Raw genomic sequence first — 12,294 nt, forward strand, 5'->3', positions numbered from 1 at the left:
AGACTGAAACAGGGGCCTTGCGTGTCAGCAACGCCTCGCATCTGGAGACCAAGCCCATGCTGTCGCGTACCGCTGACCACCTCTTCTGGATGGCACGCTACATGGAGCGCGCCGAAAACACCGCTCGCCTGCTCGATGTCAATTACCAGACCTCCTTGCTGCCGCAATCGAGCGAGTCAGCGCAGGCGGGCTGGCGCGGCTTGCTGGGCATCAGCGAGTTGATGCCGGAGTACACGGCCAAGTACGAAGACATCAACGCGCGCGATGTGATGGCCTTCATGGTGACCGACGCATCCAACCCGTCGAGCATCCTCAACTGCCTGCGGGCCGCGCGTGAAAACGCCCGGGCCGTGCGCGGGGCCCTGACCACCGAGGTGTGGGAGACCATGAACCAGACCTGGCTGGAGTACAACCGCCTGGTCAAGTCCGGCGCCCTGGCCAAGGACCCGGGTGAACTGTTCGAATGGGTGAAGTTTCGCTCGCACCTGTCGCGCGGCGTGACCCTGGGCACCATGCTGCAGGACGAGTCTTTCCACTTCCAGCGTATCGGCACCTTCCTGGAGCGTGCCGACAACACCGCCCGTTTGCTGGACGTGAAGTTCCACGCCCGCAACACCGAGTTCTTCGGCTCTGGCCTGGGCAACGAGGGCAAGGAGGTGGACTTCTACCATTGGTCAGCCGTGCTGCGCAGCGTGTCGGCGTTCGAGGTCTACCGCAAGGTCTACCGCAACGTGATCCGCCCGGAGAAGGTGGCCGAGCTGCTGATCCTGCGCGCCGAGATGCCGCGCTCGCTCGTGTTCTGCATGGACGAGGTGGTGAGCAACCTGCGCGCCGTGGCCAATGACCACAGCCACGAGACCTTGCGTCGCGCCGGCCGCCTGCGTGCAGATCTTCAATTCAGCCGCATCGACGAGATCGTGGCCACCGGCCTGCATGCCTACCTCACGCAGTTCCTGGACCGCGTGGGCGACCTGGGTTATGGCATCAGCCGTGACTTCCTGATGCCTGCTTGAGTTCACGCTGGCCTGACGACAGGCGTAAAAAAGCCGACCAGAAGGTCGGCTTTTGTTTTCAGCGCGGTGCGCGATCGGTGATCGATCAGGCAGCGCGGCGGCGGGCCATGATGGCGCCGAAGGACAGGCCCAGGGCCAGGTAGGCCAGGGTGCCAGCTTCAGGCACTGGCGCGGTGGTGCCGCCCACCACAAAGCGGGTCTGGCCGGCCGCGATGGCGGCGTTCAGGTTGGTCAGGAACGCGCCGTTGAGCGCGAAGGTCTGGTTCGTGTAGCCGGTCGAGACCAGGTCGCCACCGTACGTGGCACCCGTGCCCAGGTCGGCGTAGATGCCGGCGTCACTTTCGCTGTTGAGCAGCGTGTCGACGTTGCCCGTGTAGTCCACCAGGGTGTACTGCAGCGGTGCCGTGACGTCGAAGCTGTTGAGCGTCAAGGAGGCGCTGGTCACCGGGGTGGTCACACCGGAGATGTCGAAGACGAAGAAGTTGTTGTAGTAGTGGCCGCCGCAGTTATTGCAAAAGCCTGCGATGTAGTTCTGGTTGGACGGGATGTGCATGGCGTCGTCGCGGTACCAGCCGCTGTTGGTGGCCTGCACGATCTGGCTACCGTTCAGGGACAGCACGTTGCTGGACGACGTGTCGCTCGAACCGAAGATGTAGGCATCGCCTTCCATGGCGTGTGCAGATGCACCGAAGAGCAGGGCCGAAGCGAGCACCAGCGTGGAGGCGCGGAAATTCATGGTCATCAAAATTCTCCCTTGAGTGATTTGAACATCATGAAGACGTTGCCATTGAACGGCACGCTGCCAGCTCATGCTGCGTCTTCGCAAGCAGAAACGATTCTAGGACCTGCCCACTCGCAAAAGCCGGCACCACGATCGCCCGAATGGGGGGTTACCCTCAATCAAGGTGTGTGGTGCCGGGCGGCGCTCAACGCGAGGGCAAGGGGGCCCCTGTGACCACTGCCTTGGCGAAGTCGGTGCCGATGACGAGCGAGCCCGCTGCGGTCGGGTGGTTGCCATCCCAGAATAGGTGCTTGTCAGGGGTGTCGCAAACGGGGCCGGGGATGCCCATGAACTTGGGGTCGTAGCAGGCCTGCATCACATTGAAGCCTTCGGCGGCAGCCTGGGTCACGCGCGTCTGGGAGTAGGTGAAGGTCTCGAAGGTGCGCACGGTGGCCAGAGGGTAGCTCTTGGCAAAGCCTTTGAGCATGGTGGTCAGGGCCGCGGCCATTTCCGCGCTGCGCGCCTTGGCGTTTTCGTTGTAGTTGGTCAAGGCCGCGTTGTGGATGCGGGCCGAGGGCGTGATGCTCAGGTCAGGCATCTGCGGCACGAAGAAGTGGCGTGCACCCCGCTGGTACAGGCGCGTCATGCCCAGGCGGATGTCGTTGATGATGGTGGCCGTCGTGCCGGTGTTGAACACATTGCCGTCGGCATAGTAGTCATCCGGGCCGGTCCACAGCACATACAGGCCGTTGGCATCCAGCCGGGCGGTGGGGCTGGGTTGGTTGTCCAGCAAATCCTGAATCTGCTGGAGCATGCCCTTTTGCATGCCGTACACCGGCACCAGGTTGTTGTAGCCGGAGCGGGCGCCAGCAAAGGCGTAGTTGACCAGTGGCAGGTTCAGGGCATTGGCCATGGCCTCCAGCACCACCGGCCCGTTCGAAAAGCGGCCCTGGTAGTTCGGCGTCGTGGGCAGCGGGATCTTGGCACCGTTGGCGCGCATCGCGGCGTACATATTGCCCGTGTCGCTCATGCTGTCGCCGAACGAAAAAATCTGGGTGTAGCTGTTGCCATAGACCTGGGCCGGTGGCGTGGGCGCGCTGGGCACCGGGCGCAGGCGGGGCGTCTTCTTCAGGGCCAGTTGGCGCAGGTCTTCGGAGTAAGGTGCCATATAGGGCACCACCATGTTGACCAGGCCGTTCCACAGCGAGGGGGTGACGGCAATGGTGTACATGGTGACCGGCGACACCACCACACCGGACAGCTGGCCTGTCGTGGCCAGAAACAGCGTCGGCAATTCAAGTTGAGCTTGAGCCGATGTGGAGAGCAGCGCGGCTGCGATCGACAGGCCCAGGCGCCTGCGCATACGGGTGGTGTGCTTCATGTTTCGGGTGACCCTGTTTAGTACGAAAGATGTGCGCACAATGCCATCCGTTAAAGCGCCATGCTTGCCCAAAAGCGCCAGTTAAGGGTAGGTCCCACCACGCATTCATGCGTGACGCAACTTCACCCCACGTCAGGCGCCTACCCCGATCGGATCATGTCGGGCGCGTGGGTGTCAGCGGTGCTTCTTATTGGCCGCCTGTTCAGCGCACAAGGCTGGTACAGGCCGATGGCATGCCTGACACGAGCGCTTCCTATCCTGATGGCAGGTTGAAGGACCGGTTTTGAGGTCCGCCGAAGTTTTTCAGGGAGCTTCTCGTGATGCCCATTCGATTCGCCATGGTGGCCTTGACTGCGCTTGGCCTGCTGTCCACCACATCGGCCTGGGCCGATCCGGCCAACCACGTGGTGGCCAACTATGGGGATGTGACGCTGCCGTTCACACGCAGCATCGGCAACACCTTCTCGGGCTCACTGGCCACGGGCTTTGTGTCGCAGGACGGCCAGCCTGTGGTTTATGCGTCGTTGGGTGGCTTGTCGTACTTCTATGACGACTATGTGTTCAACCTGCCCGTGTCACCTCAGGCCAGCTTCAACGCCGCCGCCGTGTCGATCGACTTGGGCAGCTTCCTGAGCCTGCAGAACTTTTCGGCCCGGCTGTACAAGCTGGACGCGGGCCTGGCCTCTTTGACGACCGGCCTGCCCAGCAGCGGCAAGCCCATCCAGGCGTGGACGTCGACGGCACTGCTGGCGCCAGGCCTGACGGGCACCACCGTGCTGTTCCAGAACGTGGATCTGCAAGCGGGTGCCAGCTATGCGCTGGAGTTGCGCGGCACGATCAACGGCAGCTTTGGCGGCAGCTACGGTGGCAACTTGAACATCACGCCAGTGCCGGAGCCCAGTGGCATCGCCTTGCTGGCGGCCAGCCTGGGCGTGATGACGCTGGGTAAGCGCCGTCGAGCTTGAGCAAGGTGGCGTCCCCCTGGTGCGCATCACAGGGAGGACGGCCGCCACGTGCCGTGCTGCAGCCGTGCTGCCCGTATCAGGTGCGGCGGCGTTTTTGCAGCACAACGCCCATGCCGGTCAGGCCAATCAGGCTGAGCAGCAAGGACTGAGGCTCAGGTACGGCGGAGGTGGTGCCTCCCATGGCGAACTCGGTCTGACCGTTTCGAATGGCGGTATTGAGATCGACCAGGGCAGCACCGGTAAGCGTGAAAGACATCAACGAGTTGTCGTTGCTCGGGCCAATGACGCCCTGTCCATACACCGCGCCATCGCCCAGATCGTTGTAGATCGCGGCGGCGGTGGCACCCGTGTTATCCGACTTCAGGCTGGAGATGTCGCCAGCGTAGTCGTGCAGCGTGAAGGTCAGTGTCTCGTCGGCGATGTAGGTATAAACCGAGAACGAAGCGGACGTGACCGGCGCCGTCAGGGTGCTGATATCAAAAACAAAGTAATCATTGGTCGAGGAGCCCGCTGCCACGCAGTTGGCGCACACGCCCGCGATGTAGTTCTTGTTGCTGGCGGTGTGGGTGAAGTCATCACGGTACCAGCCACTGTCGATGTTGGTGAGGTTGATGGTGCCGTTGACGGTCAACACATTGCGCGTGTCGAAATTACTTGCACCCAACACGAAAGCGTTGGCACTGGTAACCGAGCCGAGCGATGACAGGGCGAAGAAACCAGCCAGCCATTTGCGATTGAACATTGCATCCTCCTTGATTGATATGTTTGGGCTTTGACTATGGTGCAGGCGGCACGTAGCCTTGCACCTGCTCGGCACCGGCGCCAAAGAAGAATTGCTCCATCTGGCGGGCCAGGTACTGGCGCGCACGGGCGTCGGCCAGGTTCAGGCGGTTTTCATTGACCAGCATGGTCTGATGCTTGAGCCACATCTGCCAGGCTTCCTTGCTGATCTCGTTGTAGATGCGCTTGCCCAACTCGCCCGGGTAGGGCGCAAAGTCCAGGCCTTCGCCTTCCTTGTTGAGGTGCTTGCATTGAATGGTGCGTGCCATGGTTGTCTGTCCGAGAGAAAAAATCGATTACTTGAGTTGCTTGACCAGCACCTGAGAGCGCCGGTCCCACTTGTAGCTGCGTTTGCGGGCTTCGGGCAGCCAGGCCGGGTCGACTGGCGCAAAGCCACGCTTGATGAACCAGTGCATGGTACGCGTGGTCAATACAAACAGTGTGGACAGGCCCATTGCCCGAGCACGCTGCTCGATTCGCTTGAGGATGCGTTCGCCGTCGCCCTGACCCTGCACGCTCGGTGAAATCGTGAGCGCGGCCATTTCACCGGTGCCGGCTTCAGGGAAAGGGTAGAGCGCGGCGCAACCGAAGATCACGCCGTCGTGCTCGATCACGGTGTACTGGGCCACATCGCGTTCGATCTCGGTGCGGCTGCGTTTGACCAGGGTGCCATCCTGCTCGAAAGGCTCGATCAGTTGCAGGATGCCGCCCACATCGTCTGGCGAGGCCTCGCGCAGGCTTTCGAGCTTTTCGTCCACGATCATGGTGCCCACGCCATCGTGCGTGAACACCTCCATCAGCAGGGCGCCGTCCACCAGGAAGGGGATGATGTGCACGCGCTCGACGCCCCCTTCGCTGGCCTTGACGGCGTGCTGAAGGTAGAAGGCCGTGTCGGTGGGTTGCAAGGGGTTGGGCAGGGAGGCCAGCAGGCGCTTGGCCTCGGCCAGGGCCAGTTCCTGGTCGATCTCGACTTCGGGGTCGTGTTGTTTGGCTTCCAGCTCCTTGGCTTTGGCTGGTTCCTGCACGATGTTTTGCAGGATGCCGCGCACCTCGGTCACGAAGATGAGTTTGTCAGCCTGCAGGGCGATGGCGGCGCTGGTGGCCACGTCTTCCATGCTCAGGTTGAAGGCTTCACCGGTATGTGAAAAACCGAAGGGTGAGAGCATCACGAGGGCGCCGGTGTCGATGGCGCGGCGCACGGCCATGGCGTCGATTTTGCGGACCAGGCCGGTGTGCATGAAGTCCACGCCGTCCACGATGCCCACGGGGCGGGCCGTCACAAAGTTGCCCGAGATCACGCTGACAGAGGCACCGGCCATGGGCGTGTTGGGCAGCCCCAGCGAGAAGGCCGCTTCAATTTCGTAGCGCAGTTGGCCGGCGGCCTCCTGGGCGCAGTCCAGCGCCACCGGGTCGGTGATGCGCATGCCGTGGCTGAATTTGGAATCCTGCCCCTTGGCGCGCAGTTGCTCTTCCAGTTGCGGGCGAAAACCGTGGGCCAGCACGATCTTGATGCCCATGGCCTGCATCAGGGCCAGGTCCTGCACGAAGCTTTCGAGCTTGCCGGCTGCAATCAACTCCCCGGACAGGCCCACGACAAAGGTCTTGCCGCGGTGCGCGTGGATGTGGGGTGCCACGGAGCGAAACCAGGGCACGAAGGTGTGGGGGAAGACCAGGTCCATTGAGCGGGTGCAGGAGGGGCGAGCGGGGCGCCAGCGAGGCGGCCGATCAGAAAGGTGTGGCGAAATGCGTCAAGCCGTAATGTTACGGGCAATGTGCGCTTTCCACACGTTGTTGAACGAGCCTCGCGTGCGCCAGTGCGCCGCCTCTCACAGTTTCGGGCGCTTGTCGAACCAGGGCCGGGCCTGTTCCAGCTGGGCGGCCAGTTGCAGCAGCAGCACCTCCGAGTTCACGCCCCCGACAAATTGCACACCCAGGGGCAGGCCTTCAGGTGTCCAGTACAGCGGCACGGACATCGCCGGGCGGCCGGTGAGGTTGGCCAGCGGGGTGTAGGGCGTCCAGGCCAGGTTCTTGAGGATGATGTCGCGGAAGAAGCGGGTCTTGCGGATCACCCCGAACAGCCCCAGGCCCGACATGACCTTGTTGACCAGGTGCAGGGCTGGTGGGGTGGTCAGCGCGCCGATGGGGATGGGCGGGGCACTCAGCGTGGGCGACAGCCAGAAATCAAACTGCGTGTGGAAACGGGCCAGGTCCATGGTGTGCAGGTGCCAGCGCTCCAGGCAGGCCAGCAGCTCCGGCGCCGACACGGTGCGCCCGACGGCGGCCAGCGCCTGGGTGTCAGGCTCGAAGTCAGTGGGCTTGAGGCCTTCGACCCGGCCAAGCTCGTCGATCAACATGGCCTGGGCGCAAGACCAGGTCATCAGGAAGTCGGCAGACAGCTGTTCGCCGTCAAAAGGCAGCTTGACCTCTTCGACATGGTGGCCCAGCGCGCTCAGCAATTTGACGGCGTCTTGCGTGGCGGCGACCGCCTGCGCGTCCACCGGGGTGCCTGTGGGCGAGATGGTGGAGTAGCCGATGCGCAGCGTCTTGGGTGGGCGGGTGATGGCCTGCAGATAAGGCTGCTCGGGCGGTGGCATCCAGTAGGGCGCGTGGGGTTCGGGGCCTTGAAGCAGGTCCATCATCGCGGCGGTATCGCGCACGCTGCGCGACAGCACGCCTTGCACGGCGGCGCCAAACAGGCCCTCGGCGGCCAGCGGGCCCATGGAGATGCGGCCCCGCCCGGCCTTCAAGCCGAACAGGCCGCTGCAGGCGGCAGGGATACGGATGGAGCCACCGCCATCGTTGGCGCCAGCCACCGGCACGATGCCGGCTGCCACGGCCGAGGCCGATCCGCCCGATGAGCCACCGGGCGTGCGGGAGGTGTCCCAGGGGTTGCGGGTCGGGCCGCAGGCCAGGGGTTCGGTCACGTTGCGGGCGCCGAACTCGGGCGAGTTGGTGGCGCCGAAGATCACCAGGCCGGCCTCGTTCCAGCGCCTGACAACGTCGCTGGTGAGCGGAGCCGGGTTGCGCGCATGCTGGCGATTGCCCCAGCCGCAGGGCACGCCTTCCCACTCCTGGAAGAGGTCCTTGATCAGGAAGGGCACGCCGGCAAAGGGCTGTTCAGCCTGGAAGCCGTGTTTGAGCCGTTGCTGCGCGCGCTCGTCGTAGCGACGGATGATGGCGTTGAGCTTGCCGTTGACCTCGTCTGCCCGGCTGCTGGCCGCTGCCAGCAATTCCGCGGGCGAGACCTCGCCGCGGCGAACAAGGTCAGCCAGGCCCAGGCCGTCGTACTGGATGTAGTCGTGAAATTGCATGGCGGGCATCATGGCCGACTTTGCCCGGGCCGTGCATCCGTTTTTGCCTTGAAATGTGTCGCGTTGTTTTTGACATCGCGCGCCAATTGATGACCTTGGAAGCCCGTGCCGGGTGCTGCTGGCGCACGCTGGATAATGTGCGCCTTGCCTGTGTGCCCCAAAGCCTTCTGTGTCTGCCCGTCCCACCCTCATCGAGTTTCCCGAATCCCTGCCCGTCAGCGGCAAGCGCCACGAGATCGAGGCTGCCCTGCGCGAGCACCAGGTCATCATCGTCTGCGGTGAAACGGGCTCGGGCAAGACCACGCAGCTGCCCAAGATCGCCCTGACCATGGGCCGGGGCGGCTGGGGGCAGGAGCGGGACCCGAATGCCCCGCGCCACCTGCGGCCCAAGCTGATCGGGCACACCCAGCCTCGGCGGATTGCCGCATCAAGTGTGGCCAAGCGCATTGCGGAAGAGCTCAACACGCCGCTGGGCGAGGTGGTGGGCTACAAGGTCCGTTTCCAGGACCGTCTGCAGCCGGGTGCCTCCGTCAAGCTGATGACCGACGGTATCCTGCTGGCCGAGACCCAGGGGGACCCAGACCTCAGGGCCTACGACACCATCATCATTGACGAGGCGCATGAACGCAGCCTCAACATCGACTTCCTGCTGGGCTACCTGCGCCAGTTACTGCCGCGCCGCCCGGACCTGAAGATCATCGTGACCTCGGCCACGATCGATGCCGAGCGCTTTGCCAAGCACTTTGAATCGGCCAAGGGGCCCGCGCCGGTCATCATGGTCTCTGGCCGGCTGTTTCCGGTGGAGCAGCGCTACCGCCCCTTTGAGGAAAGCCGCGAGTACGGCCTGAACGAGGCCATCACGGACGCCGCCGATGAACTCTGGCGCGAGGGCAGCGGCGACATCCTCGTCTTCCTGCCCGGCGAGCGCGAGATCCGCGAGGCGTCCGATCACCTGCGCAAGCACTTTGCCCACCACCGCGTCACGGCCACCATCCTGCCGCTGTTCGCGCGCCTGAGCCAGCAGGAGCAGGACGAAGTCTTCAAGACCGGCGGCGGGCGGCGCATCGTGCTGGCCACCAACGTGGCCGAAACCTCGCTGACGGTGCCGGGCATCCGCTATGTGATCGATTCGGGCATGGCGCGGGTCAAGCGTTACAGCTTCCGCAACAAGGTCGAGCAGTTGCAGATCGAGCCGATCAGCCAGGCCGCCGCCAATCAGCGCGCCGGGCGATGCGGCCGGGTGGCCAATGGCATCTGCATCCGCCTGTACGACGAGAAGGACTTCACCGCCCGCCCGCGCTTCACCGACCCCGAAATCCTGCGCTCTTCGCTGGCCGGGGTGATCCTGCGGATGAAGTCCCTGCACCTGGGGCTGGTGGACGATTTCCCCTTCATTGAGCCCCCGCTGCGCAAGGCCATTGCCGACGGCTACCAGTTGCTCAACGAGCTGGGCGCGGTCGATGACAACAACGAGATCACGAAGCTGGGCATGGACCTGGCCCGCCTGCCGCTGGACCCGCGCGTGGGCCGCATGATCCTGGAGGCCAAGGACCGGCAAGCCCTGGCCGAGGTGCTGGTGATCGCTGCGAGCCTGAGCGTGCAGGACGTGCGCGACCGGCCCATCGATCAGCAACAGCAGGCCGATACCAAGCACAAGCAGTTCGACGACGAGAAGTCGGAGTTCATGGGCACGCTCAAGCTGTGGAAGTGGCTGGATGACTCGCGTGGCGGGCACGCACACCACGAGCCCGGTCAGCCAGAGAAACACAAGCTGAGCCACCGCAAGTACGAGCAGCTGCTGCGTGACAACTACATCAACCCGCGCCGCGTGCGCGAATGGCGGGATGTCTACACGCAACTGCACACCGTGGTGGCCGAGCACAGCTGGCGCCTCAACGGCAGCCCGGCCACGTATGAGCAGGTGCACCTGTCGCTGCTGGCTGGTCTGCTGGGCAACATTGGCTGCAAGAGCGACGACGAAGACTGGTACCTGGGTGCACGCGGCATCAAGTTCTACAAGCACCCTGGTGCCAACCTGAGCAAGAAGCCGGGGCGCTGGATCCTGGCGGCCGAACTGGTCGAGACCACGCGCTTGTTTGGCCGCGGCATCGCCAACATCGACCAGCAGTGGCTGGTGTTCATGGGCGGGCACCTGCTCAAGAAACAGTTGCTTGAACCCCATTGGGAAAAGAAGGCGGCCGAGGTGGTGGCGATCGAGCGGGCCACGCTGTATGGCCTGGTCGTCTACAACAACAAGCGTGTCAACTTTGGCCTGATCGATGCGCCCAAGGCCCGCGAGATCTTCATCCGCGAAGGCCTGGTCAACGACGAGTGGGAAACGCGCCTGCCATTCCTGGCGGCCAACCGCAAGCTGATCAACCAGGTCGAGCAACTGGAGCACAAATCCCGCCGGCAGGATGTGCTGGTGGACGACGAGCTGATCTTTGCGTTCTACGACGCGCAGATCCCGCCCGAGGTGATGAGCGGCCACAGCTTCGAGCGCTGGTACAAGCTGGCCAGCCGCGAGAACCCCAAGCTGCTGTACCTCAGCCGCGACGAGTTGATGCGCCACGAGGCCGCCGGCATCACCAGCAGCGCCTTCCCCAAGGTGCTGCGCATGGGCGGCGTGGACTGCAGCACCAGCTACCTGCACGAACCCGGCGACGCCCGCGATGGCGTGACCGTGACGGTGCCCATCTTTGCGCTCAACCAGGTCAGCGAAGAAGCTGGCGAATGGCTGGTGCCGGGCATGCTCAAAGACAAGGTGCTGGCCCTGATCAAGAGCCTGCACCAGAAGCCGCGGGCGCGCCTGGTGCCGCTGCCGGACTACGCTGAGTCCTTCGTCGAGTCTGTGGACTTTGGCAAGGGCGGCTTGATGGATGTGCTGTTCAAGGCTGTGCGCGACAAGACCCAGCTGGATGTCAAGCGTGCGGACTTCAAGCTCGACATGCTCTCACCCCATCTGTTCATGAACTACCGCGTGGTGGATGAACACGGCCGCCAGTTGGGCATGGGGCGCAACCTGCCTGCCATCAAGGCCGAGCTGGGTGCGTTGGCTCGCGGGGCCTTCCAGGCGCTGGCGGCGCTCAAGGCGCACGCCGTGGTGCAGGGTGGTGAGGCGGCGGGCGCGCACTCGCCCGAGCCCGCGCAGCAGGCGGGTGGTGCGCAAGCGCCAGGCCACAAGCCAGGTGTGCAGCGTGTGCAGGCTGCGGGCCAAAGAGATGGCAAAGGGGGCGCCAACGTGCCGGCATCCAGCAGCAAGCCCGCACCAGCCGCACAAGCCCTGACCGACTGGACGTTTGGCGAGCTGCCTGAGTTGATGGAAATCCAGCGTGGTGGCCACACCCTGATCGGCTTCCCGGCCTTGATCGACAAGGGGCAGCACGTCGAGATCGAGGTGTTTGACGAGCCCGATGTGGCCGCAGCCAGGCACCGCGCCGGCCTGCGCCGCCTGATCGCCTTGCAGATCAAGGAGCCGCTCAAGTACCTTGAAAAGAACATCCCCGATCTGCAGAAAATGGCCATGACCTACATGAGCCTGGGCACGGCCGACGAGCTGCGCGACCAGATCATCGAGGTGGCGCTGGACCGCGCTTACCTCAACGACCCCTTGCCGACCGACGCTGCCAGCTTCAAGGCCCGAGTGGAAGAGGGGCGCACGCGCCTGAACCTGATCGCGCAGGAAGTGGCACGGCTGGCGGGCAGTGTGCTGACCGAGTACGCCGCCGCCACGCGCAAGCTCAAGGACGCGCGCCCACCCAAGGACGTGGCCGATGACATCACGGCGCAGTTGCAGCGCCTCATGCCCAAGCGCTTTGTGGCGCTGACACCGTATGCGCAGATGCAGCACTTCCCGCGCTACCTCAAGGGCATCACCCTGCGACTGGACAAGCTCAAAGGCGACCCGGCGCGCGATGCGCAACGCCTTACCGAGTTGCGCCCGCTGGACCAGCGCTTGACGCGCCGCCTGAGCGAGCTCAAAGGCACGCATGACGCACGCCTGGACGAGTTCCGCTGGTTGCTGGAAGAGCTGCGCATCAGCCTGTTTGCGCAGGAGTTGCGCACGCCACAGCCTGTGAGTGTCAAGCGCCTGGAGAAGGTCTGGTCGCAGATGACGTCCTGA

At 64.1% G+C, this 12,294-nt stretch carries 9 protein-coding genes; 3 read left to right on the forward strand and 6 right to left on the reverse strand.

Translation table 11 applies throughout. The annotated features are described in order from the left end of the window. The first annotated feature begins 56 nt into the window (after positions 1 to 56). Complete coding sequence (locus HY019_RS11465) at positions 57 to 1,013, forward strand: alpha-E domain-containing protein (protein ID WP_290692239.1); 957 nt, start codon at positions 57 to 59, stop codon at positions 1,011 to 1,013. 85 nt (positions 1,014 to 1,098) lie between these two features. Here HY019_RS11465 and HY019_RS11470 read toward each other — a convergent pair whose 3' ends face one another. Beyond that, complete coding sequence (locus tag HY019_RS11470; protein ID WP_290692152.1) at positions 1,099 to 1,755, reverse strand: hypothetical protein; 657 nt, start codon at positions 1,753 to 1,755, stop codon at positions 1,099 to 1,101. A 184-nt stretch (positions 1,756 to 1,939) separates the two neighbouring features. Next, on the reverse strand, positions 1,940 to 3,115 hold the full coding sequence (locus HY019_RS11475) for an SGNH/GDSL hydrolase family protein (RefSeq protein WP_290692154.1): 1,176 nt from the start codon (positions 3,113 to 3,115) through the stop codon (positions 1,940 to 1,942). 320 nt (positions 3,116 to 3,435) lie between these two features. Between HY019_RS11475 and HY019_RS11480 the strand changes: the two genes are divergently transcribed. Further along, positions 3,436 to 4,080, forward strand: coding sequence for an FxDxF family PEP-CTERM protein (locus HY019_RS11480; RefSeq protein WP_290692156.1), 645 nt, complete (start codon positions 3,436 to 3,438; stop codon positions 4,078 to 4,080). Between the two features lie 76 nt (positions 4,081 to 4,156). Here the strand turns inward: HY019_RS11480 and HY019_RS11485 are convergent, their stop codons facing one another. From HY019_RS11485 to HY019_RS11500, 4 genes are all read right to left on the reverse strand, one after another. Then, on the reverse strand, positions 4,157 to 4,822 hold the full coding sequence (locus HY019_RS11485; protein ID WP_290692158.1) for a PEP-CTERM sorting domain-containing protein: 666 nt from the start codon (positions 4,820 to 4,822) through the stop codon (positions 4,157 to 4,159). 34 nt (positions 4,823 to 4,856) lie between these two features. Then, positions 4,857 to 5,129 (reverse strand): oxidative damage protection protein, encoded by a 273-nt coding sequence (locus HY019_RS11490; RefSeq protein WP_290692160.1) that lies wholly within the window; start codon positions 5,127 to 5,129, stop codon positions 4,857 to 4,859. 27 nt (positions 5,130 to 5,156) lie between these two features. Then, on the reverse strand, positions 5,157 to 6,539 hold the full coding sequence (gene argA / locus HY019_RS11495) for an amino-acid N-acetyltransferase (RefSeq protein ID WP_290692162.1): 1,383 nt from the start codon (positions 6,537 to 6,539) through the stop codon (positions 5,157 to 5,159). 147 nt (positions 6,540 to 6,686) lie between these two features. Next, positions 6,687 to 8,171, reverse strand: a complete 1,485-nt coding sequence (locus tag HY019_RS11500) for an amidase family protein (RefSeq protein ID WP_290692164.1) — start codon at positions 8,169 to 8,171, stop codon at positions 6,687 to 6,689. A 169-nt stretch (positions 8,172 to 8,340) separates the two neighbouring features. On the opposite strand from HY019_RS11500, the gene hrpA reads away from it, so the two are divergent. Continuing rightward, complete coding sequence (gene hrpA / locus HY019_RS11505; RefSeq protein ID WP_290692166.1) at positions 8,341 to 12,294, forward strand: ATP-dependent RNA helicase HrpA; 3,954 nt, start codon at positions 8,341 to 8,343, stop codon at positions 12,292 to 12,294.

It is taken from the genome of Aquabacterium sp., assembly GCF_016195855.1.
Classification (GTDB): domain Bacteria; phylum Pseudomonadota; class Gammaproteobacteria; order Burkholderiales; family Burkholderiaceae_C; genus Aquabacterium.

What these genes read in the sequence shown, in the direction of transcription:
- HY019_RS11465 (WP_290692239.1), top strand. Translation starts at nt 57, where the DNA reads ATGCTGTCGCGTACCGCTGACCACCTCTTCTGGATGGCACGCTACATG.
- HY019_RS11470 (WP_290692152.1), bottom strand. Translation starts at nt 1,755, where the DNA reads ATGACCATGAATTTCCGCGCCTCCACGCTGGTGCTCGCTTCGGCCCTG.
- HY019_RS11475 (WP_290692154.1), bottom strand. Translation starts at nt 3,115, where the DNA reads ATGAAGCACACCACCCGTATGCGCAGGCGCCTGGGCCTGTCGATCGCA.
- HY019_RS11480 (WP_290692156.1), top strand. Translation starts at nt 3,436, where the DNA reads ATGCCCATTCGATTCGCCATGGTGGCCTTGACTGCGCTTGGCCTGCTG.
- HY019_RS11485 (WP_290692158.1), bottom strand. Translation starts at nt 4,822, where the DNA reads ATGTTCAATCGCAAATGGCTGGCTGGTTTCTTCGCCCTGTCATCGCTC.
- HY019_RS11490 (WP_290692160.1), bottom strand. Translation starts at nt 5,129, where the DNA reads ATGGCACGCACCATTCAATGCAAGCACCTCAACAAGGAAGGCGAAGGC.
- argA (WP_290692162.1), bottom strand. Translation starts at nt 6,539, where the DNA reads ATGGACCTGGTCTTCCCCCACACCTTCGTGCCCTGGTTTCGCTCCGTG.
- HY019_RS11500 (WP_290692164.1), bottom strand. Translation starts at nt 8,171, where the DNA reads ATGCAATTTCACGACTACATCCAGTACGACGGCCTGGGCCTGGCTGAC.